Origin of the sequence: Rhizobium azibense (assembly GCF_004342325.1) — a bacterium.
Classification (GTDB): Bacteria; Pseudomonadota; Alphaproteobacteria; order Rhizobiales; family Rhizobiaceae; genus Rhizobium; species Rhizobium etli_B.
Genome location: NZ_SMBJ01000005.1, coordinates 239417 through 266224, shown reverse-complemented (window position 1 = coordinate 266224; position 26808 = coordinate 239417). Strand labels below are relative to the sequence as shown.

The 26808-nt window shown below is 60.7% G+C and carries 29 protein-coding genes; 16 read left to right on the top strand and 13 right to left on the bottom strand.

Features of this window, described 5'->3' with window-relative positions; all coding sequences use genetic code 11:
- Window positions 1–624 precede the first annotated feature (624 nt).
- On the top strand, window positions 625–1671 hold the full coding sequence (locus tag EV130_RS14500) for an NAD(P)-dependent alcohol dehydrogenase (RefSeq protein ID WP_074061678.1): 1047 nt from the start codon (window positions 625–627) through the stop codon (window positions 1669–1671).
- 35 nt (window positions 1672–1706) lie between these two features.
- On the opposite strand, the gene EV130_RS14495 is transcribed toward EV130_RS14500, so the two are convergent.
- Together EV130_RS14495 and EV130_RS14490 are read right to left on the bottom strand one after the other, a co-directional pair.
- Complete coding sequence (locus tag EV130_RS14495; protein WP_132550356.1) at window positions 1707–2972, bottom strand: NAD(P)/FAD-dependent oxidoreductase; 1266 nt, start codon at window positions 2970–2972, stop codon at window positions 1707–1709.
- A gap of 89 nt (window positions 2973–3061) precedes the next feature.
- A complete protein-coding gene (locus EV130_RS14490) occupies window positions 3062–3526 on the bottom strand; it encodes an Lrp/AsnC family transcriptional regulator (RefSeq protein ID WP_074063218.1) in 465 nt (154 codons plus the stop codon).
- A gap of 159 nt (window positions 3527–3685) precedes the next feature.
- On the opposite strand from EV130_RS14490, the gene EV130_RS14485 reads away from it, so the two are divergent.
- From EV130_RS14485 to EV130_RS14470, 4 genes are all read left to right on the top strand, one after another.
- Window positions 3686–4405: an aspartate/glutamate racemase family protein gene (locus EV130_RS14485; protein ID WP_132660632.1), complete on the top strand. Its 720-nt coding sequence runs from the start codon at window positions 3686–3688 to the stop codon at window positions 4403–4405.
- A 65-nt stretch (window positions 4406–4470) separates the two neighbouring features.
- The gene (locus tag EV130_RS14480; RefSeq protein WP_132550362.1) at window positions 4471–5388 is read left to right on the top strand and encodes a bifunctional helix-turn-helix transcriptional regulator/GNAT family N-acetyltransferase; all 918 of its coding nucleotides are present in this window, start codon (window positions 4471–4473) and stop codon (window positions 5386–5388) included.
- 62 nt (window positions 5389–5450) lie between these two features.
- Window positions 5451–6068 (top strand): TetR/AcrR family transcriptional regulator, encoded by a 618-nt coding sequence (locus EV130_RS14475; protein ID WP_132550365.1) that lies wholly within the window; start codon window positions 5451–5453, stop codon window positions 6066–6068.
- Window positions 6069–6151: 83 nt separating this feature from the next.
- The gene (locus EV130_RS14470) at window positions 6152–7360 is read left to right on the top strand and encodes an MFS transporter (protein ID WP_132660630.1); all 1209 of its coding nucleotides are present in this window, start codon (window positions 6152–6154) and stop codon (window positions 7358–7360) included.
- 8 nt (window positions 7361–7368) lie between these two features.
- Here EV130_RS14470 and EV130_RS14465 read toward each other — a convergent pair whose 3' ends face one another.
- Complete coding sequence (locus tag EV130_RS14465; protein ID WP_132660628.1) at window positions 7369–7785, bottom strand: winged helix-turn-helix transcriptional regulator; 417 nt, start codon at window positions 7783–7785, stop codon at window positions 7369–7371.
- A gap of 112 nt (window positions 7786–7897) precedes the next feature.
- Here EV130_RS14465 and EV130_RS14460 point away from each other — a divergent pair, with 112 nt between their 5' ends.
- Window positions 7898–8785, top strand: a complete 888-nt coding sequence (locus EV130_RS14460; protein ID WP_132660626.1) for an SDR family oxidoreductase — start codon at window positions 7898–7900, stop codon at window positions 8783–8785.
- A gap of 177 nt (window positions 8786–8962) precedes the next feature.
- Here the strand turns inward: EV130_RS14460 and EV130_RS14455 are convergent, their stop codons facing one another.
- On the bottom strand, window positions 8963–9715 hold the full coding sequence (locus EV130_RS14455; RefSeq protein WP_132660624.1) for a pyridoxine 5'-phosphate synthase: 753 nt from the start codon (window positions 9713–9715) through the stop codon (window positions 8963–8965).
- Between the two features lie 428 nt (window positions 9716–10143).
- On the opposite strand from EV130_RS14455, the gene EV130_RS14445 reads away from it, so the two are divergent.
- Entirely contained in the window at window positions 10144–10830 is a 687-nt protein-coding gene (locus EV130_RS14445) for a MerR family transcriptional regulator (protein ID WP_132660622.1), read from the top strand.
- Between the two features lie 34 nt (window positions 10831–10864).
- On the opposite strand, the gene EV130_RS14440 is transcribed toward EV130_RS14445, so the two are convergent.
- Window positions 10865–11992, bottom strand: coding sequence for an ATP-dependent DNA helicase (locus EV130_RS14440; protein WP_074061686.1), 1128 nt, complete (start codon window positions 11990–11992; stop codon window positions 10865–10867).
- 170 nt (window positions 11993–12162) lie between these two features.
- Here EV130_RS14440 and EV130_RS14435 point away from each other — a divergent pair, with 170 nt between their 5' ends.
- A complete protein-coding gene (locus tag EV130_RS14435; protein ID WP_132660779.1) occupies window positions 12163–12729 on the top strand; it encodes a DUF922 domain-containing Zn-dependent protease in 567 nt (188 codons plus the stop codon).
- Here the strand turns inward: EV130_RS14435 and EV130_RS14430 are convergent.
- Window positions 12707–14305 (bottom strand): ABC-F family ATP-binding cassette domain-containing protein, encoded by a 1599-nt coding sequence (locus tag EV130_RS14430; RefSeq protein ID WP_132550386.1) that lies wholly within the window; start codon window positions 14303–14305, stop codon window positions 12707–12709. The genes EV130_RS14435 and EV130_RS14430 overlap by 23 nt on opposite strands.
- A gap of 258 nt (window positions 14306–14563) precedes the next feature.
- Here EV130_RS14430 and EV130_RS14425 point away from each other — a divergent pair, with 258 nt between their 5' ends.
- From EV130_RS14425 to EV130_RS14415, 3 genes are read left to right on the top strand one after another with little or no spacing between them, the layout of a single operon-like run.
- A complete protein-coding gene (locus EV130_RS14425) occupies window positions 14564–14944 on the top strand; it encodes a COG4315 family predicted lipoprotein (protein WP_074061689.1) in 381 nt (126 codons plus the stop codon).
- Between the two features lie 10 nt (window positions 14945–14954).
- Window positions 14955–15470: an RNA polymerase sigma factor gene (locus EV130_RS14420; protein ID WP_132550389.1), complete on the top strand. Its 516-nt coding sequence runs from the start codon at window positions 14955–14957 to the stop codon at window positions 15468–15470.
- A complete protein-coding gene (locus EV130_RS14415) occupies window positions 15467–16249 on the top strand; it encodes an anti-sigma factor family protein (protein WP_074061691.1) in 783 nt (260 codons plus the stop codon). Before EV130_RS14420 ends, EV130_RS14415 begins: the two co-directional genes overlap by 4 nt.
- Before the next feature lie 3 nt (window positions 16250–16252).
- Here the strand turns inward: EV130_RS14415 and EV130_RS14410 are convergent, their stop codons facing one another.
- From EV130_RS14410 to nthA, 3 genes are read right to left on the bottom strand one after another with little or no spacing between them, the layout of a single operon-like run.
- The gene (locus EV130_RS14410; RefSeq protein WP_132550392.1) at window positions 16253–16624 is read right to left on the bottom strand and encodes a nitrile hydratase accessory protein; all 372 of its coding nucleotides are present in this window, start codon (window positions 16622–16624) and stop codon (window positions 16253–16255) included.
- Window positions 16611–17270, bottom strand: coding sequence for a nitrile hydratase subunit beta (nthB, locus tag EV130_RS14405; RefSeq protein WP_074061693.1), 660 nt, complete (start codon window positions 17268–17270; stop codon window positions 16611–16613). The genes EV130_RS14410 and nthB overlap by 14 nt, the downstream gene beginning before the upstream one ends.
- A complete protein-coding gene (gene nthA / locus EV130_RS14400) occupies window positions 17267–17842 on the bottom strand; it encodes a nitrile hydratase subunit alpha (protein ID WP_132550590.1) in 576 nt (191 codons plus the stop codon). Before nthA ends, nthB begins: the two co-directional genes overlap by 4 nt.
- A gap of 149 nt (window positions 17843–17991) precedes the next feature.
- Here nthA and EV130_RS14395 point away from each other — a divergent pair, with 149 nt between their 5' ends.
- The 3 genes from EV130_RS14395 (at window position 17992) to EV130_RS14385 (ending at window position 20117) form a co-directional block, all read left to right on the top strand.
- Window positions 17992–19272 carry an SDR family oxidoreductase gene (locus EV130_RS14395; protein ID WP_132550395.1) on the top strand — a complete coding sequence of 427 codons (1281 nt, stop codon included), beginning with the start codon at window positions 17992–17994 and terminating at the stop codon, window positions 19270–19272.
- The gene (locus EV130_RS14390; protein WP_132550398.1) at window positions 19272–19748 is read left to right on the top strand and encodes a DUF2269 family protein; all 477 of its coding nucleotides are present in this window, start codon (window positions 19272–19274) and stop codon (window positions 19746–19748) included. The genes EV130_RS14395 and EV130_RS14390 overlap by 1 nt, the downstream gene beginning before the upstream one ends.
- A 111-nt stretch (window positions 19749–19859) precedes the next feature.
- Window positions 19860–20117, top strand: coding sequence for a hypothetical protein (locus EV130_RS14385; RefSeq protein ID WP_074061695.1), 258 nt, complete (start codon window positions 19860–19862; stop codon window positions 20115–20117).
- Window positions 20118–20155: 38 nt separating this feature from the next.
- On the opposite strand, the gene EV130_RS14380 is transcribed toward EV130_RS14385, so the two are convergent.
- Window positions 20156–20749: a LysE family translocator gene (locus tag EV130_RS14380; RefSeq protein ID WP_132660620.1), complete on the bottom strand. Its 594-nt coding sequence runs from the start codon at window positions 20747–20749 to the stop codon at window positions 20156–20158.
- Window positions 20750–20909: 160 nt separating this feature from the next.
- On the opposite strand from EV130_RS14380, the gene EV130_RS14375 reads away from it, so the two are divergent.
- Window positions 20910–21758 carry an aldo/keto reductase gene (locus tag EV130_RS14375; protein ID WP_132660618.1) on the top strand — a complete coding sequence of 283 codons (849 nt, stop codon included), beginning with the start codon at window positions 20910–20912 and terminating at the stop codon, window positions 21756–21758.
- Window positions 21759–21790: 32 nt separating this feature from the next.
- On the opposite strand, the gene ilvN is transcribed toward EV130_RS14375, so the two are convergent.
- Both ilvN and EV130_RS14365 read right to left on the bottom strand, forming a co-directional pair.
- Window positions 21791–22363, bottom strand: a complete 573-nt coding sequence (gene ilvN, locus EV130_RS14370; protein ID WP_074061696.1) for an acetolactate synthase small subunit — start codon at window positions 22361–22363, stop codon at window positions 21791–21793.
- A 26-nt stretch (window positions 22364–22389) separates the two neighbouring features.
- Window positions 22390–24183, bottom strand: a complete 1794-nt coding sequence (locus tag EV130_RS14365) for an acetolactate synthase 3 large subunit (RefSeq protein ID WP_074061697.1) — start codon at window positions 24181–24183, stop codon at window positions 22390–22392.
- A gap of 315 nt (window positions 24184–24498) precedes the next feature.
- Here EV130_RS14365 and EV130_RS14360 point away from each other — a divergent pair, with 315 nt between their 5' ends.
- Window positions 24499–26535, top strand: a complete 2037-nt coding sequence (locus EV130_RS14360; RefSeq protein ID WP_132660616.1) for an ATP-binding protein — start codon at window positions 24499–24501, stop codon at window positions 26533–26535.
- 15 nt (window positions 26536–26550) lie between these two features.
- Here the strand turns inward: EV130_RS14360 and EV130_RS14355 are convergent, their stop codons facing one another.
- Window positions 26551–26799, bottom strand: a complete 249-nt coding sequence (locus tag EV130_RS14355) for a hypothetical protein (RefSeq protein ID WP_132550406.1) — start codon at window positions 26797–26799, stop codon at window positions 26551–26553.
- Window positions 26800–26808 lie beyond the last annotated feature (9 nt).

Genomic DNA, 26808 nt, shown 5'->3' with positions numbered 1-26808 from the left:
TGGAATGCAACGATTGCATCGCCGAGAAGGCACATGATCGGCCGGCACCCGGCCACTGGATGAGGCAACAACGAAAGAGATTGCGAGTTCTGCTTTTGGCCGATCCTGACAGTCATTTGAAGCCTGACTGCGAAGGAGGCCTGCGTAGTAGACAAGCCCGCTGAATATGACCGCATCTTTCAGCGGCGATGCGTAAATTGTGGAATGCAACGATTGCATCGCCGAGAAGGCACATGATCGGCCGGCACCCGGCCACTGGATGAGGCAACAACGAAAGAGATTGCGAGTTCTGCTTTGGCCGGTTCAAGAAACGGTTGAGAGCAACAGCACCCAACGATCGTGCAATGCTTCGGTCCCGCCGGGTGTCGGGCAAACACTGGCGATGCATTGGGATTGGGACAATCTGCGTGACGACGTATTTCACCCGCGCGTGTCCGCCAGCCAGTGGCACTGCGCAGCCCACCTGGCCGAAAGCCGGACCTGCAACTGCCGCCAATAGGATTCTGCCGGCGGGTAGCGGATTTGCAGGATCGTGCAAAAAGCTCGCAGGATCGCTCTAACGCCTCTTTGCATTTTCGATGCATTGTCCGGCCGTCCAATTCCTCAAATCAAAGGAAGATTCAGATGGCTATTGCAAAAGGCTATGCCGCCACTGACGCGTCAAAACCGCTGACGCCCTTCACCTTCGAACGCCGTGAACCGAATGACGATGACGTCGTCATTTCCGTCCGATATTGCGGCGTCTGCCATTCCGATATCCACCAGGCCCGCAACGAATGGGGCAATTCGCGTTACCCGATGGTGCCGGGCCATGAAGTTGCCGGTGTGGTTTCCTCTGTCGGCTCGAAGGTCACGAAGTTCAAGGTCGGCGACCGCGTCGGCGTCGGCTGCTTCGTCAATTCCTGCATCGGCTGTGCCACACGCGATCTCGATTACGAGCATTTCTTGCCGGGTCTCACCCAGACCTACAACGACGTCGAAGCAGATGGCGAAACGCCGACCTATGGTGGCTATTCCGACTCGATCGTCGTCAAGGAAGGCTATGTCCTCTCCTTCCCGGACAACATCCCCCTTGATGCCGGCGCGCCGCTACTTTGCGCCGGCATCACGCTCTATTCGCCGCTTCGTCACTGGAAGGCCGGTCCGGGCAAGAAGGTCGCAATCGTCGGCATGGGCGGCCTCGGCCACATGGGCGTCAAACTCGGCGCCGCCATGGGCGCGGACATCACCGTGCTCAGCCAGACGCTGTCGAAGAAGGAAGACGGCCTGAAGCTCGGCGCCAAGGACTATTATGCCACCAACGATGCCGAGACCTTCAAGAAGCTCGCCGGCACCTTCGACCTGATCATCAACACGGTCGGCACGGCGATCGACTGGAACGCCTACCTCAATCTGCTGAAGTTCGACGGTTCCATGGTGCTTGTCGGCGTTCCGGAACATGCCGTTCCTGTCCACGCCTTCTCCGTCATCGGCGGCCGCAAGAGCCTTTCGGGTTCGATGATCGGCTCGATCAAGGAAACGCAGGAAATGCTCGACTTCTGCGGCAAGCATAACATCGTCTCCGAAATCGAGAAGATCGCCATCCAGGACATCAACCAGGCCTACGAGCGCGTCATCAAGAGCGACGTGCGCTACCGCTTCGTCATCGACATCGCCTCGCTGGCGGCGTGACAATGAGGAAGGCGGCTCACCCAGCCGCCTTTCTTTCAATTCTCTTCCCGCATGGTTTCCTTCTGGGTAATCAGCCGCGCGCTGTGCTGACCGCTGAGATAGATCCACAGCCAGCTCCAGGCAACGGAAAAGCGTGAGCGCGTCCCGATCAGGAAGTAGATATGGGCAATGCCCCATATCCACCAGGCGATCCAACCTTTCAGTTTGATCTTGCCGAAATCGATGATGGCAGCACTTTTGCCAATCGTCGCGAGGCTTCCTTGATGCCAGTACCGGAAAGGTCCAGGCGCCGGCTTTGCCTGTAGCCGCGCGCGGATGACTTTTGCGACGTAGGCGCCTTGCTGCTTGGCGGCAGGCGCGATCCCGGGCACCGGCTTGCCATTGTCCTGAACGACGGAGGCTGTATCGCCAATGACGAAGACATCCGGCAATCCCGGGGCGCTCAAGTCTTTTTCGACAACGGCACGCCCTGCCCGATCGGCCGGAATATCCAGCCACTTTGCCGCCGGCGAGGCCTGCACGCCGGCTGCCCAGACGATCGTCTTGCTGGGGATGAACTTGTCGCCGACCTTGACGCCGGCGGCCGTGCAGTCCGTTACGAATTCGCCGAGATGAACCTCCACGCCGAGCTTTTCCAGCGCCTGCTGCGCATAGGTCGAAAGTTCCTCGGCGAAGCTTGCCAGCACCCGCGACCCCGCCTCGATCAACACGACCTTCGCCATGCGCGTATCTATGTTGCGGAATTCCCGCGGCAGTGTCTTGTGCGCCAGCTCGGCGATGATGCCCGCAAGTTCGACCCCGGTCGGTCCTGCGCCGACGATTGAGAAGGTCAGAAGCGCATCACGCGCGACCGGATCGGTTTCTGTCTCCGCACGCTCGAAGGCCAGCAGCACGCGGCGGCGGATCGTCGTTGCGTCCTCCAGCGTTTTCAGCCCTGGTGCGACGGCTGCCCACTCGTCGCGCCCGAAATAGGCGTGCGTAGCGCCGGTGGCCAGAACAAGCGTATCGTAACTTAACGTCATTCCGCTGCGTAACGTCACGTGCTTTGTCGAGGTGTCGACGCCGGTGACTTCGCCGAGCAGCGTCGTAACGTCCGGCCTGTCGTTGTAAAGATGACGGATCGGCCAGGCGATCTCCGATGTCGATAGGATCGTCGTGGCGACCTGATAAAGCAGCGGCTGGAAGAGATGGTGGTTACGACGATCGACAAGTGTGATCCTTGCCCCCGTACCCTTGAGCCCGTTGACGAATTGTAGCCCGCCGAAACCGCCGCCGACAACGACGATACGATGATCGCTCATGACAATGCCTTTCCGCTGTTTTGCTGACGCAAATGTCGCCCTTTGCAGGACGGTTTCAACGGCCGGTTCGACATAGCTGCCCTGCGATGTCAATCGGCATAGCCGACCGGGATCGCGCTGCCGCTTTTCAGTATTTCCATGGAAATCGAAGCCGAGACGTCGAACAGCTCGATCTTTCGCACGATCTGCTTATAGATGACGTCGTAATGTTCGACGCGCGGCAGCACGATCTTCAGGATGTAGTCCTGATTGCCCGTCAGCCGATGGGCCTCGACGATCTCCGGGATGCCGCTGATCGCCCTGCGAAACGACTCGATCCATTCGTCGGAATGATGCGCCGTCTTGATCAGCGCAAAGACCGTGGTCGGCACGCCCATCTTTTCACGGTCGAGCACGACGATGCGCCGGGCGATGTGTCCGCTTTCCTCAAGGCGCTGGATGCGGCGTGAACAGGCAGAAACCGACAGCGCGACGCGCTCGGCGAGATTGCTGACGGAAATGCCGGCATCGGCCTGGAGAAGGTCGAGAATCTTTCTGTCGCGATCATCAAGCATTGCCATCTCTGCGGTTGACGCCGATTTTTTGCACATTTCCGACATAATACGCAATAAGATAGTCATGCGATGCCATCAATGTCAAAAAATGCAAACATTCAGCGCAGCAACTGAGGCATCCTTTCCCCGTCAGAAATCAGAAAAAGCGGGAGTGTGGAGATGCAGACAATCGGCCTGATCGGCGGCATGAGCTTTGAAAGCTCGGCGGTCTATTATCGTCTTGTGAACGAGATGGTGCGTGAACGCCTTGGGGGGCTCGCATCGGCCGAACTCGTCATGCATTCGCTGAATTTCGAAGAAATCGTCGCCATGCAGAAGGCCGGCGACTGGGACGGCGCAGCAGCGCGCCTCGGCGATGCAGCGCTTCGCCTGCAGACCGCCGGCGTCCGCTGCGTTCTCATCTGCACCAATACCATGCACCTGATCGCCGACAAGGTGGCAGAGCGCCTCTCGGTTCCGCTGATCCATATCATCGACGAGACAGCGAAGTCGCTCAAGGCAGCCGGCCGCAAACGTCCATTGCTGCTTGCAACGCGCTACACGATGGAGCATGGCTTTTATGCGGACCGCATGAAAGGCCTGGGCCTCAACGTGACGGTCCCGGATGCGGCCAACCGCACCATCGTTCACGACATCATCTTCAACGAGCTTTGCGCCGGAAAGGTGCTCGACAGTTCACGGACGAAGCTGATGGAAATCATTGAATGCGAACGCGCCAAAGGCGCCGACAGCATTATTCTCGGTTGCACCGAGATCTGCCTCATCCTGGACCCCGCCAAGCTGCCTCTGCCCGGCTTCGACACCACGGCGATCCATGCAAAAGCTGCCGTCGATTTTTCAATCGGCGAGGAGCCGCGCACAGAAACAGAAGCTGCATGAGATGCAGTTTACTTGACTGAGTCAATTAATTGCATGACAAAGTCTCCTATCAGGAGATTTTGCTCATGCCCGATTCCTCCCTTATCGATGCTGCCCGCGACTTCAATCGCTTCTACACCAACTTCCTCGGCGTGCTGAACAAGGCCTATCTCGACTCGCCTTTCACCCTGACGGACGCGCGGGTGCTGTTCGAGATCGGGTCGCACGACGGGATTAGCGCCGTCGCGCTCGTTCGCGACCTGCACCTCGATCCCGCCTATCTCAGCCGCATTGTGAAGCGCTTCCGCAGCGACGGTCTCATCGACACGAAAGCCGATCCCGACGACCTGCGCAGCCAGATCATCACGGTTACCGGCAAGGGAGGCGAGCAATTGCAGGAACTCGGCCGCCGCTCGAATATGCAGATCGCCGAACGTTTCGATGCGCTTGCCCCTGGTGGGCCACAAAGCGTCGTCAGCGCGATGCAGACGATCCGCTCGCTGCTCGACCCGGGCGTCAAACTGTCCTCCCCGGTCATCCGCGCGCATAGAGCCGGCGATATAGGCTGGATCGTCCAGAGCCAGGGCAAGGCCTATGCCGAGGAATATGGCTGGGACATGCGCTTCGAGGGCCTGGTGGCCGAGGTCGCCGGCAAGTTCCTGACAACCTTCGATCCGGCAATGGAATATTGCTGGATCGCCGAGCGCAATGGCATCAATGTGGGGTCTATTCTTGTGACAAACGGCGGCGACGGCGTTGCCAAGCTCCGCCTCCTCTATGTCGACAAGACCGCGCGCGGGCTTGGTCTTGGCAAGACACTTGTCGACGAGTGCATTCGCTTCGCGCAGGCGAAAGGCTACCGCCAGATATCGCTCTGGACCAACGACGTTCTGCACGCCGCACGCAGCATCTATGTCAAAGCCGGTTTCCGTCTTGTCTCCGAAGAGAGACACCGGATGTTTGGGCCAGAGGAAAACGGCCAGACCTGGGTTCTCGACCTCTGATTTTTCCGCGTCGCAGAAGTTTCGCTTGATTTGGAAACGATCATTTTCTAATTAGTTGAGCCATGACGACGGCACCCCTCGATGACAAAAGCCGATCGCGTGGCAGGCCGCGCGAATTCGACAAGGACGCAGCCCTTGACAAGGCCGTCTGCGTCTTTTCCGAGCGCGGTTACAACGCAGCCTCGATCAGCGAATTGACGGAGGCGATGGAGCTTACGGCCGGCAGCGTATACAAGGCCTTCAAGGACAAGCGCGGCATTTTTCTCGCCGCCTTCGACCGGTATCGCGTCGTGCGCCGCGGCCTGCTTGACGAGCGCCTGGACGGGGTCGAGACCGGCCGGGACAAGATCCGTGAAATCCTGCGCTTTTACGTTGCCTCATCGCACGGTGACATCGGCCGTCGCGGCTGCCTCGTCGTCGGCAGCGCCAACGAGCTTGCGATCTTCGACGACGAAGCCGCAAAGCGCGTCGCCGCTGCTTTTGCCGCCAACGAGGAATTGCTGCTGGACCTCATCCGTCTCGGCCAGTCCGACGGCTCGATCGCGAAAACGCTGGACGCGGTCGCTGCTGCGCGCACCCTGCTCTGCCTGACGAACGGCATGCGTGTCCTCGGCAAGACCGGCCGCAGCGAGGAGGACATGACCGCCGTGGCGGACGCCGCCATGAGACTTCTCGACTGACTGCGCTTCGCACGCAAGAAGCGAGTGGCGCAGAACCACTTCAAGACCGATCTTCCCCCAGATCAGCATACCGGAGTTTTTTCATGAGCATTTCAACTGCAACGAACGAGACCGCCAAAGCCAGGCCGATCTCGCCTTTGATGACATTCCTTTTCGCGGCCGCCTGTGGCCTCGTCGCCGCCAACCTCTACTACGGCCAGCCGCTGGCCGGCCCGATCAGTGGCGAACTCGGCTTCACGCCGGCAGCCACGGGGCTGATCGTGACGCTGACGCAGATCGGCTACGGTCTCGGCCTGCTCCTCATCGTGCCGCTCGGCGACCTGCTCGAAAACCGCCGCCTCGTGCTTATGCTGATCCTAGTATCGGCAGTCGCGCTCGTCGGCGCTGCACTCTCCTCAACGCCCATCCAGTTCCTGCTGGCCTCGCTCTGTATCGGCCTCTCCTCGGTCGCGGTGCAGGTTCTGGTGCCTTTCGCCGCCCATATGGCCCCGGATGCGACGCGCGGACGTGTCGTCGGCAACATCATGAGCGGACTTCTCTGCGGCATCATGTTGGCCCGCCCCTTTGCGAGCTTCATCGCCGAAGCCTCGTCGTGGCACATGGTCTATTACATCACCGCGCTCGTCATGGTCGGGCTGGTCCTCATCCTGCGCGCCAACCTGCCGGTGCGCGTCCCGCACACGAAGCTCGGCTACGGCGCACTGCTTGCCTCGATGCTGCACCTTGCTATCACCTCCCGCGTCCTGCAGCGCCGCGCGCTCTACCAGGCCGGCATGTTCGGTGCCTTCAGCCTATTCTGGACGACGACACCGCTGCTGCTTACGGGCCCCTCTTTCGGCCTGACCCAGAACGGTATCGCGCTCTTCGCACTTGCCGGCGCTGCCGGTGCCGTCGCCTCGCCGGTTGCCGGACGCCTGGCCGATCGGGGGCTAACGCAGATCGCCTCGGCTTTTTCCATGCTGCTCGCCATGGTAGCCTTCGTCATCAGCCATTTCGCAGCCGACGGCTCGCTGAGCGCGCTCATCCTGCTCACGGCAGCAGCAATCCTTCTGGATTTCGGCGTAACGACCAATCTGGTCTGCGGCCAACGCGCGATCTATTCAATCAGCGCAGACCATCGCAGCCGTCTGAACGGTCTCTACATGGCGACTTTCTTCGCCGGCGGCGCTGTCGGCTCCGCGCTCGGAGGCTGGGCTTATGCAGCCGGCGGATGGACGACGACAGCCTGGATCGGCTTCTGCTTTCCCGCTTTCGCCTTCCTGCTCTTCCTTACCGAGGGGCGAGGCAAATAGGCGCCGCCTCAATCTTCAGCGGTATCGAAGCGGGCCCGGGCATCGCGAACGGCGTCGTGGTTTGCTTCTGCCCAATTCAAAAGCAGCGCCAGCGTGGCGTAAAGCGAGCGTCCGAGTTCGGTGACCCGGTACTCGACACTTGGCGGCTTCGTCGGAAACACCTGCCGCTCGATATAACCTTCGCGCTCAAGGTCGCGAAGCGTCTGCGTCAGCATCCTCTGGGAGATATCCGGTATCTTCCGCCGCAGCTCGCCGAAGCGGTAGGGCCGTGCGGCAAGCGCCTCCAAAAGCAGCGTCGACCACTTGCCGCCGATCTTCTGCATCATGTCCCGCACGGGACAATTGCTGAAATCGAGACTTCCGAGATCGATCTCCCGGCGGATGCCGGGGGCAGGCTTGCTCTTCAGATTGACGACAGCGCTCACGGGATGGTTCCCTTTCGGTAACGTAGAGCGGAAAAACTGCCTTCTTTACAGCTCGAAGTCAATTCCTATTTTAGTGCTGCTCTCTTTTTGAGACCACCATAGAGGAAGACCCATGAGCGAAACGATACTCGTCACCGGCGCGGCCGGCCAGCTTGGCCGGCGCATCATTCATCACCTGCTCGAAACCTACAATGTTCCGGCCAAGAGCATCATCGCCGCCACCCGCGACCCGGCGAAACTCGCCTCGCTCGCCTTTAAGGGCGTGACCACCCGCAAGGCCGACTTCGACGATGCAGCAAGCCTGGAAGCCGCCTTCAAGGGCGTCGATCGCCTGCTGATCATCAGCACCGACGCACTCGCCATCCCCGGTCAGCGCCTGACGCAGCACAAGTCCGCCGTGGAAGCTGCGGCGAGTGCCGGCGTGAAGCACATCGCCTATACATCCATGCCCTCGCCGGACAAGTCACTCGTCACTTTCGCGCCGGACCACCTCGGCACCGAGCACGCCATAAAGGCCGCGGGCATTCCCTATACGATCTTCCGCAACGCCTGGTATTTCGACAACTATCTGCACGGCATGCCGCATAATCTGCAGACTGGCAGTTGGTACACGGCAAGCGGCGACGGCAGGGTTTCCAATATCTCCCGCGACGACTGCGCAAAGGCGATTGCCGCCGCCCTCGCCTCCAAAACGGGCGAGAACGCAACCTACACGCTGACGGGCAGCCAATCGCTAACCGCCGACGAGATCGCCGCCGGCATCGCCGCTGCTGTCGGAAAGCCTTTACAGGCCGTGAAAGTTAGCGACGAGCAGCTCGGCCAGGGCATGCGCGGGGCGGGACTTCCCGACTTCGTCGCCGACATGCTGGTTTCAGCCGACGCCAACATCCGCGCCGGCAACTTCGATCTCCTCACGGACGACTTCAGGACGCTGACCGGCAAGCAGACGCAGAAGCTCGAGGACTTCTTCGTTGCAAACAAGGCAGCTCTGCTGACATAAGCGTCGATTTCTGCCCCATCGAGTCAGTTGCTGCGAAGGGCAAGGCAGGCATTGCCTTGCCCTTCGCAGGCAATGGAGCGGCGACGGGCCGTGGCTGGATCTCTCCTCGGGATTGACCTGAGGCGCGGAGCCCTTTCGTCACGCGCCCCACGTCCTGCAAAGAAAGCGGCCCGCTCCTCAGATCTTATGCCCCAACGCCCGGCAAAAGCGCCGGACGGTTTCCGCCATGCCGTATTCCAGTGCATCCGCCGTCAGGCCGTGACCGATCGAAACTTCCGCAAGCTTCGGGATGCGCTTCACGAGCGGCGGCAGGTTGGCGACCGTCAGGTCGTGGCCAGCATTGACGCCGAGGTCGATTGCGAGTGCTGCGTCCGCCGTCTTGCCGAGCGCTTCGAGACTCGGGCCTGCCCGCTCCGGCGAACCGTAGCAGCCGCCATATGGACCGGTATAGAGCTCGATCCGGTCCGCCCCCGTCGCCTTGGCGATCTGCACTGCATCGGCATCGCCGTCGCCGTCGGCAAACAGCGAAACCCGGGTTCCCATCTTCTTGAGTTTTGCAACGACATCCGTGAGAAAAGCCTGGTGCCTGGAAAAATCCCAACCGTGGTCGGAGGTCGCCTGCGTCGGATCGTCAGGCACGAGCGTCACCTGCTCGGGGGCGGCGCCTCCACAGAGATCGAGGAATTCCTCCGTCGGATAACCCTCGATGTTGAACTCGGCCTCAGGAAACTCGTCGTCGATCAGATTGCGGATCACCTTCAGGTCGGAGAAGCGGATGTGCCGCTGGTCTGGCCGCGGATGGACGGTCAGCCCGCTGGCCCCCGACTGCAAGGCGATGCGCCCCAGCGCCTCGACGCTTGGCCATGGCAGATCGCGCCTGTTGCGCAGCATGGCGATGGCATTGAGATTGACGGAAAGCGTCGTCGGCATGTTGATGATCCATTCGGTGCGATAAGCGTGAGCTGCTTTTTATGCCAATGGGCCCGGCGAAACCAATGAGATTCTGATATGGCTGCATGCAAATCCATGATGGACGCCCGCATGGTCGCAAAGGGCATACCGCAGGAGTATTTCCCGTTCCGCTGCAAGAATTTCAGCTGTTGCGGGCACTCTATACGGCCGAGCGTACGCCGGATATCAAGATCTCCGGCGCTGCGTTGCTATCCTATTTAAAAGCGATTATTTTTAGCACTTACAAAAATGCCCGTTCACGCATAACGTGAGAATAAGTATCGAGTAAGTACGCCGCGTACTGCTTCTTCCCGACGACAAGAACGCCTCGAGGAACACCACTCCGCAGCGCCTTCGAAGCAACTGGCAAAACCGCATGAGGTGCAACTTTTGCCCCAGGAGGGTTCATGCCAGACGGTACCAAACGTGCCGCCGCCGGTAAAGCTTCGGAGCGCCGTTCCAGATACCGGTTCCTGCCATCTGCCGCCCTGCCGCCGGACTTGCCCGACGGACCTGTACCCATCGCCGAGATGGCCAACGCGTTCGGGGTCACGCACAGGACGCTGCATTTCTACGAAGAAAAGGGACTGCTGTCGGCCAACCGTATTGGCCTGATGCGCGTTTACGGCCAGGACGACGTGATGCGTATGGCCGTCATCAACGTCTGCCGCGAGACCGGGATGGCGATCGCGGTCATTCAGGAGCTGATGGAGGAATTGCGCCGTGCATCCTCGCAGGAGGAAGCAGAGGCAATCTTGCGGGAGGTGCTCGCCGTCCGCAAACGGGAGCTGACGGCGGAAATGTCGACACTGCATCGTCAGTTGCAACAGGTCAGCGATCTGCTCGACCCCGACGCCAGCAGCGAGATACCGCCGCTAAACGACAACGAGGATCAATCCGCCCTTTCGGATGAGGAACTGCGCTGCCTCTCGTTGATGGCCGAAGGCTTCTCGACGCAGCGCATCGCCCGCGCCCTTGACCTGAAGCATGACGAAGCACAGGCGCTCGAAGCTGACATCATCCTGAAATTCCGGGCCAACAACCGCTTCCAGGCAATCACCAAGGCAGTTCTTCTCGGCATCGTCAAAGTGTGACGTTCCGGCAATGGCCGCCACCGTTTTTGCAGCTTCACCGCACGATCGTCAGCGTCTCCGCCGCGCGTGTGATCGCCGTATAAAGCCAGCGTTCGCGCGTATCGCGGAAGGCCCAGCTTTCATCAAAGAGCACCACATTGTTCCACTGCGAGCCCTGCGCCTTGTGCACGGTCAGCGCATAGCCGTAATCGAATTCGTCGTAGCGCTTGCGTGTATTCCACGGGATTTCGCCTTCGACATGCTCGAAAACCTGTTTCAGCAGCTTGATCTTTGCCGCGCCGCGACCCATGTCGTCGTCTTCGGGCCGCACGAGCAGGTTGATGCCCGGCTTCGTCGTCTCCTTCGATGACGTCATCACCTGCCAGAGCGAGCCGTTGAGCAGTCCCTTGGCGGGGTCGTTTCGCAGGCAGACGAGCTTGTCGCCCGTCTGCGGATAATCCGCCGTGAAACCCTTCAACTCCCGCAGGCGCTGGTTATAGCGACGCCGCGTTCGGTTGGTGCCGACAAGCACCTGATCGGCATCGAGCACCAAGGCCTGGTTGACTTCGTTCTTGGAAATCACCCGGGCGGTGCCGTAGTCGCCAGAGATGATCTCGTTGCCTTCGCGCACCTGCATCGCCAGCTTGATGATCGGATTGTCGCGCGCCTGGCGGTGAATGTCCGTCAATAGGTAATCAGGCTCCTGATTGGTAAAGAAGCCGCCGCCCGAAACCGGCGGCAGCTGGCCGGGATCGCCGAGCACCAGGATCGGTGTGCCGAAGCTCATCAGATCCTTTCCAAGCGCCTCGTCGACCATCGAGCATTCGTCGACGATTATCAGCGCCGCCTTGGCGACCGGGCTCTGGCGGTTGATGGTGAACATCGGCGTCATCGAGGTCTTGCCGGTTTCCTCGTCCTCGACAGCCTCTTCCCCACGCGGGCGATAGATTAACGAATGGATAGTCTTGGCATTGCTGGCACCGCGCGAGCGCAATACCTGCGCCGCCTTGCCAGTGAAGGCGGCAAACAACACGTCGCCATCGACATTCTCGGCAAAATGCTTGGCAAGGGTCGTCTTGCCCGTTCCGGCATAGCCGAACAGACGGAAGAGCGGCGACCGGCCCTCCTTCAGCCATTTCGAAACGGCCTTCAGGGCTTCGTCCTGTTGCGGAGCAAATTGCATGGGGCCGACTTGGCAGGATTCGCGGCCGCGAAGCAAGGTGGAAAAGTGCGCCCGCAGGTTGGCGCGGCGCGATTGCCTGCTTTCAGCGGCTTGAACGCCGGTTTTGCGCCCTTTAGTGTCGCCACGTTGCTTGAGGGAATCACGTGAGAAGAAGCATTCAATTCTGCCTGATGACGGCCTTGACGATTCCTGCTGCCGCCCAGGCGGAATGGCAGGCCATCGAACAGGTCACTCCCTATGCAATCACTGGCAAATCCGGCGCCGAGCTCTACACATCGATCGGCGAAAACGGTCCCAGGGCCGGCATCGGGCGTGTCATCGCGCACACGACCTTCAAGCTCACCTGGACCAGGAAATACGAGCCGCAGGCAGACATGTCCTGCAGGCTTACGGTGGCCCGGCCCAAGCTGATTATCACTTATACTCTGCCTAGGCCTACGACGCAGCTGCCACCTGCAACCAAGGCTAGCTGGGACAGCTTCATAACTGGCGTAGAGACCCACGAACGCTGGCACGGCGAAACCATAAAGCAGATGGTCAAGGCAATTGAAGCCTACAGCCTCGGACTGACCGCCGCTGATGATCCCGAATGCAGCAAGATCCGCCTCGTGCTGACAAAACGCCTCGGCGAACTCTCCGGCTACCAGCGTCAGCAGGGCCGCGACTTCGACAAGGTCGAAATGGGTGAAGGCGGCAACATCAAGCAGCTTATCCTCAAGCTGGTGAATGGCCCGTAGGCAACTCCAGCCGGCGCGTGATCCCAATGCCCTGCAGGAAGACTTCGTCGTGACTGACGACCAGCAGCGCGCCGTCATAGGCACGCAATCCGACCTCGACCGCAGCGATCGAATCGATGTCGAGATGATTGGTCGGCTCGTCCAGGATGAGGAGCGAAGGCGGTTCCGACCCGCCCAGAACGCATGCCATACCGGCCCGCAACAGCTGGCCGCCGCTGAGCGTCGATACGCTCCGGAGCGCAGCATCGGCCCTGAACATGAACCGGGCGAGCGCCGCCCGACAGGCGTTTTCATCAGCGCCCGGGTTCATCCGCAGGAAGTTGTCACGGATCGAGGCCGACGGATCGAGAAGGCTCACCTGCTGATCGAGCATTGCGCACTTGGTCATGACTGAGACCGTCCCGATCCGGGGCTTCAACTGCGCGGTGACCAGCGCCAGCAATGTCGTCTTGCCCGAACCGTTCGGGCCGGTGACGGCGATGCGCTCCGGTCCAACGATGTCGAAGGACAGGTCGCTGAGGACCGGCTCGGCAGACCGATAGCCCGCCGTCACCGAATCCACCTTCAGGACGACCTTGTTGGCAGGCAATCGGGCCGGCGAAAGCGTCACAAAAAGGGGCTCCAGGATTTCGATCTTGCCGCGCGCGGCGGCGGCGTCTTCGAGCGCCTGGCTACGCCGGCGTTCGACAAGCCGGGCGTTATCGCCGCCTGTTGCTTCGCTGCGCTCCTTCAAGCCGCCGGCGACGATACGCGGCATGTCGCCCCTGGCAGCCTTTTTTCGGCCGATACGATCCCTGCGAGCTTGCCGTTCGGCCGTGGCTTGGGCGCTTCGGGCAACCACCGCCACACGCTTCTCGGCATCGGCGAGATCTTGCTCTGCGGCAGCCAATTCTAGAGCCTTGCGCTGCCGATACTGGCTCCAGTTGCCGCCATAACTCGTGACCCCAAGCGAAGTCAGTTCGACGATGGCGTCCATGGTTTCGAGCAATTCCCGGTCGTGGCTGACGACGATGGCCCCCGCTCGCCAGTTTGCGATCAGGTCGATGACGGCCTGGCGGCCGTCGCGGTCGAGATTGTTGGTAGGCTCGTCCAGGATGAGAAAATCGGGCTCGGCGAAGATCAATGCTGCAAGCCCTGCCCGCGTGCGCTGCCCACCCGACAGTTCGACAAGGCGCGTTTCGGGCTCGCCGTCGATCCCCGCGCGATCGAGAGCCGAAGCAATACGCGCTTCCAGCTTCCAGTCGGCCGATGCAAGCTCTTCAGCCGTCGCCTCGCCCGCCTCGGCGCGTCGAAGGACGGCGAGCGCTTCGGTCACGCCGAAGAGATCGCCAAGCATTTCTTCGGCTTTCACCTGGACGCCTTGACGGAGCACGCCCAGGCGACCACCTGACGTTATCGTCCCGGACTGAGGCTGGAGTTCGCCGGAGATGAGCTTGAGAAGCGTGGTCTTGCCAACGCCGTTGCGGCCGACAAGACCCGTTCGGTCTGTGCCGAAGCCTAGATCGAGACCTGAGAAAAGCGGCCGGCCGTCAGGGGTGGACCACGACACGTTGGAGAGCTTGATGAATGCAGGCATGGATGTCCAGTTTTCCGGTGGCAAGGCAAATTGGCGTTGCGATCGGGTGGAAATCCATTGCTGCACACATCCTGTTGAAACGAACGATGGCCGGAATCTAAGTGACGGGTGCTGCTAATTCAAGCAGGAGTAAATCTCGGCACGACACAAGGGAGGTGGTTTCGTTTAAATATCCTCAGTCCGCATGGAATAAAATCACTCCTGCCGGTGTCTCATCTCCGGTAAGCAAAGAAGCTGCCGAACCTGAGGAGAGACCACATGAAATCCGTAAAGTTCGTTCTCGCTTTCGCCGCCGCATCTGCTGCGGCAACGGCTGCATTTGCGGCAGCGCCGGTCATGACCGTCGAATCCGCCAAGGGCAAGGTGCTCGCCGGCGAAAACGGCATGACGCTCTATACCTTCAAGAAGGACACAAAGGGCGTTTCCAATTGCTACGACCAATGCGCCAAAAACTGGCCGCCGCTGATGGCCGCTTCCGATGCGAAGGCCGATGGTGCATATTCGATCATCGACCGCAAGGACGGCACAAAGCAATGGGCCAAGGACGGCATGCCGCTCTATTTCTGGGTGAAGGACACCAAGAAGGGTGATATCACCGGCGATGGCGTGGGGGGCAACTGGGACCTTGCCAAACCCTGAGTGAACGGGCGTGAAGACACCAGCACCCGAAACATTCGAGGGCCAGATCCTGGCCCTTCTCCCCTCGCTCCGGCGCTATTCGCGCAGCCTCACCCGCTCCGACGCCGACGGCGAAGATTTGCTGCAGGACTGTGTCGAAAAAGTACTTGCCCGCCGGTCGCAGTGGCGCGGCCTGAACCTGCGCGGCTGGGCGCTGACCATCATGACAAATCTCTACCGAAACACCCGACGCCAGAGCCCGCCCAGCATCATGGTCGAGCTTGACAGTGCCGAGGACCTGCCCTCGCCCGAGACGCCTGCCGATCCGCTGGAGCGCTTGCGGCTGGAAGACGCGCTGAACAGTCTGTCTGAGGAAAGCCGCGCCGTGCTGATGCTGGTTGTCATCGAGGGCTATACCTACAGCGAGGTGGCCGCCGCGCTCGACATACCCGTTGGCACCGTCATGTCGCGGCTGTCGCGCGCCCGACAGCGGCTTGGAGACCGAATGAAGGCCGACAATGTGATTACGCTTCGGAGACCGAAATGACCGAGACCAGGCCGACCGTGCCCGAAGCGGACCTCCATGCCTATGCCGACGGGCAACTGCCAGAAAACGCCCGCGCCCGTGTCGAGGCTTGGCTGAAGGACAATCCCGACGACGCTGCCAAGGTGACGGCATGGCGAACGCAGAATGCTGCGATCCGTTCAATGTTCGAGCCTTACGAAAAATCCAAGGAAGGCGACATCCTGCTGGTCGAGCCGGAAAATGACGCTTCCCTCCGGCCGAGACGTTCGGCCATTGCCGCAGCAGCCGTCGCTCTCTTCACGCTTGGTGCCCTTGCCGGTCATTACGGCCCTCCACTCGTCCAGCAACCCGAACTGCAGCTTGCCGGTTCCGAGACGCTGCCGGCAGAGGCGCAGAACGCCTTCCTGGTCTATGCAGGCGAGGTCCGCCATCCTGTCGAAGTCTTCGCCAATGAGGAAGTGCATCTGGCGACCTGGCTCGGCAAACGGCTTTCTATTCCGAACCTGAAGGTGCCGGATCTACAGTCCTTAGGCTTCCGGCTCGTCGGCGGTCGGCTGCTGCCGGTGGAGGGAAAGCCGGGCGCGATGTTCATGTACGAGAATCAAGCGGGCGAACGCCTGACGGCGCTTGTCGGCCGCAACAAGGCGAACCGGACGACAAGCTTCCGCTTCGCCTCCGCCGGCGGTGTCGAGACATTCTACTGGATCGACGGCGAACTCGGCTATGCCGTCACCGGCGAGATTTCGCGCGATATGCTGCGGCAGGTGGCCGAGGAATGCTACAAGCAGTTCCCGTCGTGACGATCAGTGAAGCGGATCGTTGGAAAGCTCGATCGGCTTTCCGTGAGGCGTGGCTTGCGCCGCACGCTGCCAGCTCTTCTGCAGCAAAAGGATAGCCCCGACATCGGCTATGCCTTTATTGACAAGGAGCGAGGATAGCGCTGCGACCCAGCATTCGAAGTAGTCGCTGCCGTTCACCGCCCGGCCCGGCCTGTGCAGTTCGGCCGAAAGCATCTTTGCCCACTCTCTCCAGGTGAAGAGACCGCGTTCGTGGAGATGCACCGTCATCGCAAAAGCTGCAGCCGCCCAGGGCTCGGGAAAGACCGGTTCGCCATCGGCGGATTTCGGCAGTTGAGGCGATCGCGTCAGCGGCGATGCCGTTTCATAAAGGCTCAAGATAGCTCTCCCAGGCATCGATCGAAACCGTAAGCGATGGGTCGGCGCCCACGCCCCAGATTTCCCTGCCATCGAAAACAACGGTATAGACCCATTGCGGGTTCTCGCCCTTGCCATGCGCGTTGTCGTCCGGGAACACGAAGGAGCCCTGCACAGCCTCGACCACGCCGATCCTGGCACGCGCATAGCGCGGCAGCCGGGTATGCGTTTCCGGATTGAAGTTTTTTGTCCGGACCTTCTCGCCGACAGCAAAGCGCGCAGCGGCTTCCACCGGACGGTCGCAAGCGCCGCCGCGCGCCAGAACGCTTGCAACCATATCCGCCTTCAGAATCCGTTTCGGCACCGCTGCAATCATCTGCTTGTGGCCGACATCGATTTCGGCAGCCGTTGTGAATCCGTGCCGATCAAGCAGCACTTCCAGCGCCCGAATCCATATTTCGTAATAGCTCGCGGAGAGATAATCAGCAGGCGGAATATTCTCGCGCGCATGCCGGCTCTCGTCGATCGTCCAGGCACCGAAGGCACCGCATGATAGCGTCAGTCCAAGCGCACGCTTTTCCCACTCGGCATGGAAATACGGCTCGTCCTTTTCAGCCGCGACCGGCCCGAACCCCATCTGTCCACCAAGGTCGTGCGGCCCGTTCACGCGGCGGCTCCCGGAGCAGAAGCAACTGCCGTCCCGATCATCGCATCGCGGCTGACGAGACCGGCAAGTTGCTGCTCGCTCAGACCTTCCGTTCCCTCGGGGCGTTCGGGAATGACGAGATAGCGCAGTTCGGCCGTCGAATCCCAGACGCGGATTTTCTTCTCCGCGGGCAGTGTCAGGCCAAATTCGGCAAGCACGCCGCGCGGATCGATCACCGCCCGCGAGCGATAAGCCGGCGCCTTGTACCAGACCGGCGGCAGGCCGAGCACCGACCAGGGATAGCAGGAGCAAAGGGTGCAGACGACGAGGTTGTGGGTCGTATGCGTATTGAAGACGGCGCGCATGTGCTCGCCCTGCCGGCCGGTATAGCCGAGGCTCGCAATTGCCGCCGTCGCGTCGCTCTTCAGCCATTCGGCAAATGCAGGATCGCTCCAGGCCCTCGCCACCACATGGGCGCCGTTGCGCGGGCCGATCTGCGTCTCATAGGCCTCGACGATTGCATCGATCGCCGCCGGATCGATCAGCCCCTTCTCCGTCAACACCGTCTCCAGCGCCTTTACCCGCGCCTGCATGTCCGAAAAGCGGTTGTCGTGATGGTGATGGTGATCAGGATCGTCGTGCAAGGCGAGGTCCTCCGCGCATAGGAGACTATCTTTAGGCGCTTGAAAGCAGCCCGCCAAGCAATTCTATGCGCCGAGCGGTTTTTCGATAAATTCGATCAATGAACATTCTGATTCTCGGCGCAACAGGTTTCATCGGCTCAGCCGTCGCCGCCCGCCTGGTGGCCGATGGCCATGCCGTCAGCGGTCTCGGCCGCACTCCCGTCCGGGCTCGAACCAAATGGCCGGATGTGCGCTGGCTGCGTGCCGATCTCGCACACATGACCACAGCTGTCGATTGGCAAGAGACACTGAAAGACCAGCATGTGGTCGTCAACTGCGCAGGCGCCTTGCAGGACGGCTTTTCCGACGACCTTGCCGCGTCGCAGGCAGATGCGATGCTAGCGCTCTATGCCGCGGCCAAGACATGCGACGTCCGCCTCATCGTCCAGATTTCTGCAAACGCGGATACTTCGGTTGCCGATCTGCCGTTTCTCGCAACAAAACGCCGCGCCGACGATGCCCTTGCATCAAGCGGTCTACCTTACGTCATTTTGCGTCCGGCACTCGTTGTCGGTCGCAATTCCCATGGCGGCTCAGCGCTTTTGCGGGCACTCGCTTCGATGCCTTTTGGTCTGCTGCTTATCCATTCCCAAAGCCCGATTGAGACGGTCGATATCAAAGATGTCGCTGCAGCCGTCAGCGCAGCAGTCTGCGGCGAAATTGCCAGCGGAAACGACATTACCCTCGCATCCAGCGAGACGCTCATGCTTTGCGAGCTCGTGAAGCTGCATCGCCAATGGCTGGGCCTCCCGCCCGCGCCTATCATTCCTATCCCAGCTGCGCTGGCAAAACCCTTGACCTGGCTCGCCGATTTTGCGGGGCACCTCGGCTGGCATTCGCCCTTGCGTTCGACGGCCATGGCCATCATGTCCAAGGGCATCGCAAGCAACGGAACGGTTTCAGCCATCCGCGGTGGCTCGGCCGCAGCCACGTTGGCAGCCAACCCATCTGGCATTCAGGATCTGTGGTTCGCGCGCCTCTATCTGCTGAAGCCGCTGATAGCCGCCGGCCTTGCTCTGTTTTGGCTTCTGTCCGGCATCATCCCGCTTCTGTCGCCACAAGAGGCAAGTCAGCATCTTCTGGCCTTCATGCCGCCCACCGCTGCAATGACGCTCACGCTTTTCACATGCGCCGTCGATATCGCGCTTGGCGCAGCACTGCTTTTCCGGCCCTTAGCCCGCAAAGCTCTTCTCGCCATGCTCGCCGTCTCCCTCGCCTATCTGGCGGGCGGAACCTTGCTCGAACCCTCACTCTGGCTTGATCCGCTGGGACCTCTCATCAAGGTCCTGCCATCGCTTCTGCTGACGCTCGTCACCCTCGCCATTCTGGATGAACGCTGATGCTCGCAGAATTTCTGCTGTTTGCCCACGTAGTCGGCGCAACCGTGCTCTTGGGCACCGGTGCAGGGATCGCTTTTTTCATGGCAATGGCGCACCGGACGCAAGAGCCGGAACTGATTGCGCATGTTGCGGGAACCGTTGTAATCGCCGATGCGATCTTCACCGCAACGGCTGTCATTCTCCAGCCGGTGACGGGCTATCTGCTTGCCAGCATCATCGGCTGGCCGCTCGGCGAGGGCTGGATCGCTCTTTCGCTCATCCTCTACGTCGTCACCGGCCTTTTCTGGCTGCCGGTCGTCTGGATACAGGTCCGGCTCCGCGATCTCGCACGCGCAGCCGCGACGGCTGGCGAACCGCTGCCGCCGAAGTATTTCCGGCTCTACCACATCTGGTTCGCGTGCGGGTTTCCGGCCTTCATTGCGGTGATCGGCATCGTCTGGCTGATGCTCAATAAGCCTTCGATCACCCTATTTTAGCATCCGTGACGATAGGCAACGCCCCCAGGGACTAATCCCATTGCACCCGAGGTCCAGTCCGGCTTGCGTGATATTCTGGCGCCTTCTCGCAAGCAGGGGAAAGGTATTGCGATGAACAGGATCACTCTTCTTGCAGCCGCGCTCGGCGCTGTACTCGCTTCCTGGGCAAGCGCGGACGACTATCACGATCTGAAAAAGGACGAGTATCAGATCCCCGGACATCCCTATAAGTCCGCGCAGAACTGTCAGCGCATCGCTCCGGTCGGCAAGTTTGACCGCCGTTGCGACATTCCGCTCTTGGGCTTTCGCAACTTTGCCGACCCGACGATCACCGTTCAATCCGGCGGCATCGGCGGGTTCGGCATCTAAGCGCTTTCTGCAGGAGTCTCCTCGACCATCCGCGTTTTCTATTTCAACATCGGCCAGAGGCTCAGCACCAAGAGCGCCGCCATGGTGAGGTTGAACCATTTGAGCCGTACCGGGTCGGCCAGCCATTGGCGAAAAGTGGCGCCGAAGCCGGCCCAGGTCGAAACGCTTGGAATATTGACCGCGGCAAAGGCAAGACCGACGATCAGCACGCTAGCCAGATAGAGATCGGGATTGGTGTAGGTCGCCATGGCCGTTACCGCCATGACCCAAGCCTTGGGGTTGACCCACTGGAAGGCGAAAGCAGCAATGAAAGACATCGGCCTGACGCTGTCCTTGCCTTGACAAGGCGCTCTCGACGTCGCGATCTTCCGCGCAATCCAGACGAGATAGATGCCGCCTGCAACTTTCAGCGCCATGTAAAGCGCCGGCACCATATGCAGCAATGCGCCGAGCCCAACGCCGACGCCGAGAAGTAGCGAAAAAAAGCCGGCGCCGATGCCGAACATGTGCGGGATCGTCCGGCGAAAGCCGAAATTAACCCCCGAGGCAAAGAGCATCATGTTGTTCGGACCCGGCGTTATCGATGTCGTGAAGGCAAAGAGAACAAGAGCCAGAAAGGTATCCAGCGGCATTGGGACCTCCCGTAGATGCCAACCCATGACGATCACTGTCGATTGAGGTCCGCTAACCGGCTTTCGTTTCCTAAGCCAGTTAATCTTTGTCACGGTGACAGGATTGCTTGAAAGATGACGCGCCTGCGCAATCTTTGAAAGAAAAATGAAAGATTCGGCCATGCAAGACGACCCCATCCCGGCGATCACTTTCCCGAACGGCATCAAAGTACCCGCTCTCGGCCAGGGCACCTGGAACATGGGAGAACGGGCCTCGGAAACCGAGCGCGAAATCGCAAGTCTCAAAGCCGGGATACAGTTAGGCATGACGCTGATCGATACGGCCGAAATGTACGGCGAAGGCGATTCCGAGCGCATCGTCGGCCGTGCCATCAAGGGCCGGCGCGAGGGCCTGTTCATCGTCACCAAGGTCTATCCGTGGAATGCCAGCCGCAGGGGAACAATTGAAGCCTGCGAGCGGAGCCTTTCACGTCTCGGCATCGACCAGATCGACCTCTACCTGCTGCATTGGCGGGGTGAACATCCGCTGGCCGATACCGTCGAAGCCTTCGAGGACCTGAAGGACGCCGGAAAGATTGGCGCCTGGGGCGTTTCGAACTTCGATATCGGCGACATCGAGGAATTGCTTGCGGTCCCGGGCGGCCGGCACGTCGCTGCCAACCAGGTTCTCTACAATCTCGCGCGCCGCGGCATCGAATATGATCTTCTGCCCTGGTGCCAGGAGCACGGCGTCCCGGTCATGGCCTATTCGCCGATCGAACAGGGCCGCATCCTGCACAATCCCGAGCTTATCCGCATCGCCAAGGCCAATCAGGCAACCCCGGCTCAGGTCGCCCTCGCCTTCCTTCTCGAACGCGACGGCGTGATCGCCATCCCGAAGACGTCAAATGCCGACCGCGTGGCTGAAAACCGCGATTGCGTCTCGCTCGATATCAGCGACGATGACTGGGCAGCGCTTGACGCCGCCTTCCCGCCGCCGACCCGCAAATCGGCGCTCGAAATGCTCTAAGTCTTCAGACTGCCCCGGCTTCAGACGCCGGTTCACATCCCCTGCGGACCGCGGTTCATGGCGGCGATGCCGGTGCGGCAGACTTCGATCAAGCCGAGCGGCTTCATGATCGCCACGAACTGATCGATCTTCGAGGACTTGCCGGTGATTTCCAGAATGAAATGCTCCACAGTTGCGTCGACCACCTTGGCGTGGAAGGCATCTGCAAGGCGCAGCGTCTCGGCCCTGGTTTCGCCGGTTCCGATCACCTTGACGAGCGCCACTTCCCGTTCGATCGGACGCTCCTGCCCCAGTTCGCGAGCCCGCACGGTCAGGTCCACGACGCGGTGCACCGGCACGATGCGCTCGAGCTGGGCCTTGATCTGCTCCAGCACGTGCGGCGTGCCGCGCGTCACGATGGTGATCCGCGACAGATGCGCCTGATGCTCGGTTTCGGAGACCGTGAGGCTTTCGATATTGTAGCCCCGGCCGGAGAACAGGCCGATGACGCGGGCAAGGACGCCCGGCTCGTTGTCGACGAGAACCGATAGCGTATGGTTCTCGGCAGCTGCGGTTTCGGGCGAGATGAAGTAGGCGGAGCCTGTCGGCTGTAGATGTGCGTTCATTGTCTTGGCTTCCTCACCTTCGGATATCAAACGAGCTGACGGCCCTTGGCGTCGATCGCATTGGCGACCGCTTCGTCCGTGGCTTCGTCCGGCAGCAGCATCTCGTTATGCGCCTTGCCCGATGGGATCATCGGGAAGCAGTTGGCGAGATTGGCGACGCGGCAATCGAGGATGACCGGCTTCTTTACGTCGATCATCTCCTGGATCGTGGCGTCGAGATCATCCGGCTTTTCGCAGCGCAGGCCGACGGCGCCATAGGCTTCCGCCAGCTTCACGAAATCCGGCATCGCCTCCGTATAGGAATTTGATAGCCGGTTGCCATGCAGCAGCTGCTGCCACTGGCGGACCATGCCCATGTACTGGTTGTTCATGATGAAGATCTTGATAGGCGCGTTGTGCTGAATCGCAGCCGACATTTCCTGAATGCACATCTGGATCGAAGCATCGCCGGCAATATCGATGACGAGGCTGTCAGGGTGGGCGATCTGCACGCCGAGCGCTGCCGGCAGGCCGTAGCCCATCGTGCCGAGGCCGCCTGATGTCATCCAGCGGTTCGGCTGTTCGAAGCCGAAGAACTGCGCCGCCCACATCTGATGCTGGCCGACTTCGGTGGTGATGTAGGTATCGCGGTCCTTCGTCAATTCGTACAGCCGCTCAAGCGCATATTGCGGCATGATGACATCGTTGCTCTTGGTGTAGGCGAAGGAGTTGCGTGCACGCCAGCGGGCGATATTCGCCCACCAGTCGGAAAGCTGGCCCTTCTCCGGCCTCTTGGCCAGAGCACGCCAAAGGCGGACCATGTCTTCCAGAACGTGGGCGACATCGCCGCGGATCGGGATGTCGACGCGAACATTCTTGTTGATCGAGGACGGGTCGATGTCGATGTGGATCTTCTTGGAGTTTGGCGAGAAGGCATTGATGCGGCCGGTAATGCGGTCGTCGAAGCGGGCCCCGATGCAAACCATCACATCGCAATCGTGCATCGCCATGTTGGCCTCGTAGGAACCGTGCATGCCGAGCATCTTCAACCAGTTCTTGCCGGAGGCCGGATAGGCGCCGAGGCCCATCAGCGTCGAGGTAATCGGGAAGTCCGTGAGTTCGACCAGCTCGCGCAGCAGCTTGCAGGCTTCCGGACCGGAATTGACGACGCCGCCGCCGGAATAGATGACAGGACGGCGCGCACTGGCCATCAGCTCGATTGCCGCATGAATCTGGTTGAGATCGCCCTGCAGCTTCGGCTGATAGCTCTTCTGGATCGCATGATCGGCCGGCGGCGTATAGGTGCCGGTCGCGAATTGGATGTCCTTTGGAATATCGACGACGACAGGGCCAGGGCGGCCCGACTGCGCGATACGGAAGGCTTCATGTATGATGGCGGCAAGCTCGTTGACATCCTTGACCAGCCAGTTGTGCTTGGTACAGGGGCGCGTGATGCCGACGGTATCGCATTCCTGGAAGGCATCCGAACCGATAAGCGAGGTCGGCACCTGACCGGTGAGGCAGACCAGCGGAACGGAGTCCATCAGCGCGTCCTGCAGCGGCGTGACGGCATTGGTTGCACCCGGACCGGAAGTGACCAGCATGACGCCGACCTTGCCGGTCGAACGCGCATAGCCTTCGGCCGCATGGCCGGCACCCTGCTCGTGGCGCACGAGGATGTGCTTGATCTCCTCCTGCTGGAATATCTCGTCATAGATCGGCAGCACCGCACCGCCCGGATAGCCGAAGAGATGCTCGACGCCATTGTCCTTCAGCGCCTGCAGAACGATCTCCGCTCCTGTCATCCGATTGTCTGGTGTCTGGTTGTCCGTGCCCGTCATGTTTTCTGTTCCGTTTTTGACTGCTGGAATTGAGGTCCTTGGTGCGCGAGCCTGGATTGCAGGCATAAAAAAAGGCCCCAGAGGGAGCCTGTCAACTAGCGCATGGGTGGCTGTCGCCGGATGGTTACACCATCCTGCCCATGCGCTTTCCCACCACAATAAGAGCTGCTGCTATTTTCATGGGCGCAATTGATAGACAGAAAATTTCACAGCGTCAACGCATCCCGAAATAAAAAATCGGCCACGTAACAGTCCCCGAAGGGTTTTGTTAAAGGATAAATCATATGATCGCCTGCTAACGCAGGGAGTAGGCCGTTGCTCAACAACGACTTGCAAACGTCGGATAAAGCCAGCGAGCAGGATCGCCGCGACATTCAAGCCCCTGGGAATCGCTTCCTCGGCCGTGTCGTCGCATGCAGCGGCTCACGCGCGACCATCGCTGCCGTAGCAGAGGCCGGCGGCACCGATCTTACCGAACTCTGGTCAGTCGGCCGCCTGATTTCGATCAGCGTCGGCCGGAATCGCGTCGTTGCACTCGTCTACGCCATGAACACCGGCACGCATGCCTGGGGCGAGGGACAGGACAACTCTTTCAGGATCGAGACCGAACTGCTCGGCGAAGTCCGCGTCGATGAAGACGGCCGCGAGGAATTCTCGACAGGGATCTCACGCTATCCCCATCTTGGCGCCATTGCTCACCGCATCCGCGCCACCGATCTGATGCGCATCTACGATGCGGGTACCGGGACGACGGCGGTCATCGGAAAACTGACCCAGGACGAGAGCATCGATGCGGCGATCCACATCCCCTCGATGCTTTCCAAGCATTTCGCGATCGTCGGTTCGACGGGCGTCGGCAAATCCACGGCCGTATCGCTTCTTTTGCACAAGGCGATCGAAGCCGATCCGAAGTTGCGCGTCCTGATCCTCGATCCACACAACGAATTCGCCGCCGCGTTCCCCAGGCATTCGGTCGTTATCGATACCGACACGCTCGACCTGCCCTTCTGGCTGATGCGGCTTGAAGAATTCGCAGAAGTCGTCTTCCGCGGCCGCGCGCCAGTGCCAGAAGAAATCGACATGCTTCGCGACATCATGCCGGAAGCCAAGCGCGCCTTTCGCGGCAGCGACAACTCGCTCGTGCGCCGCACCACTGAGAAGAGCTCGATCACCGCCGATACGCCGGTCCCTTACCGCATGGCCGACTTGCTGGCGCTTATCGACGAGCGCATCGGCCGCCTCGAAGGCCGCGCCGAGAAGCCCTTCCTCCGCTCGCTGAAGATGCGTCTCATCGCGGCGATCAACGATCCGCGCTACCACTTCATGTTCTCCAACAACACGATCAGCGATACGATCATGGACACCGTGGCGCAGATATTCCGCATACCCGGTGAGGATCGGCCAATCTGCACGTTCCAGCTTTCCGGTATCCCGTCGGAAGTGGTGAATTCGGTTGCCTCCGTCCTGTGCCGCATGGCCTTCGAAATCGGGCTCTGGAGCGATGGCGCCGTCCATATGCTGGTCGTCTGCGAAGAAGCGCACCGCTATGTCCCGGCCGATTCGAACCTCGGATTCATCCCGACGCGCCAGGCCATCGCCCGCATCGCCAAGGAAGGCCGCAAATACGGCGTCTCGCTCGGTATCATCACGCAGCGCCCTGGCGAACTCGACCAGACGATCCTCTCGCAGTGCTCGACCGTGTTTGCCATGCGCCTTGCCAACGATCGCGACCAGGACATCATCCGCTCGGCAATCCCGAATTCGTCGATCTCCACGACGAGCTTCATTTCCTCGATCGGCAACGGCGAAGCGATCGCCTTCGGCGAGGCTATCAGCGTGCCGATGCGCATGCGCTTTTCGCGCGTCGAGCAGCATCTGCTGCCGAAGGCGAACGGGGCGACTGCCAAGCATTCCGACGAGGATCCCGATACGGTCGATCTGCGCAAGATCGTAACCCGCATGCGCGCCGTCAGCGGCGAGCCGGATATTACGTCGTTCCAGCAAAGCTACAGTGCCGCGCAAAGCGATATGCTGTTCGACGACGAAGAACCGTCGGAGGACGCTCCCTATCCGGCATCCGTTTCTGCGCCGCCGCTGGCCCCGATCGATTCCTACAGGCCGGACATGCTGCCGCGCAGCCATGCTCCGCGCGAGCCGCAAACCGCACCGCCGCAGACATCTTTGGACGGCCGCCTGGAAGCTCTGCGGCGAGAGATGCGCCGCGAGGAGACAACATCCCAGCGGCCGGTGTTCTCCCAAGACCCGGCTGCCAGCCCGCACCGCGAACCCGGCATGTCGCTCCGCGAAAGCATTCTCAAGAAGCCGCTGAGAGGGCTCCATAACAAGGATTGAGGCTCAGCGCTGAGATTATTGTCGGGCTGCAGCGGCAATCGTACTCAGGTGGCGCTCTATCAGCGTCAGAAAGGCGATCGTCCCGCAGACCAGGGCGGCGACCACGATGCCGGCGATCGCGCCGAAAATCGCTCCGATCACGACCATTCCGGGCTCTCCTTGAGCAGAGGCCGCGGTCGCGCCAGACAGGGTGGAGAACGCCACAATGACGACTGCAATCAGCGCATTGATGGAAGCAAGCGTCTTTGCGAGAAAATTATTCATTACATCCCT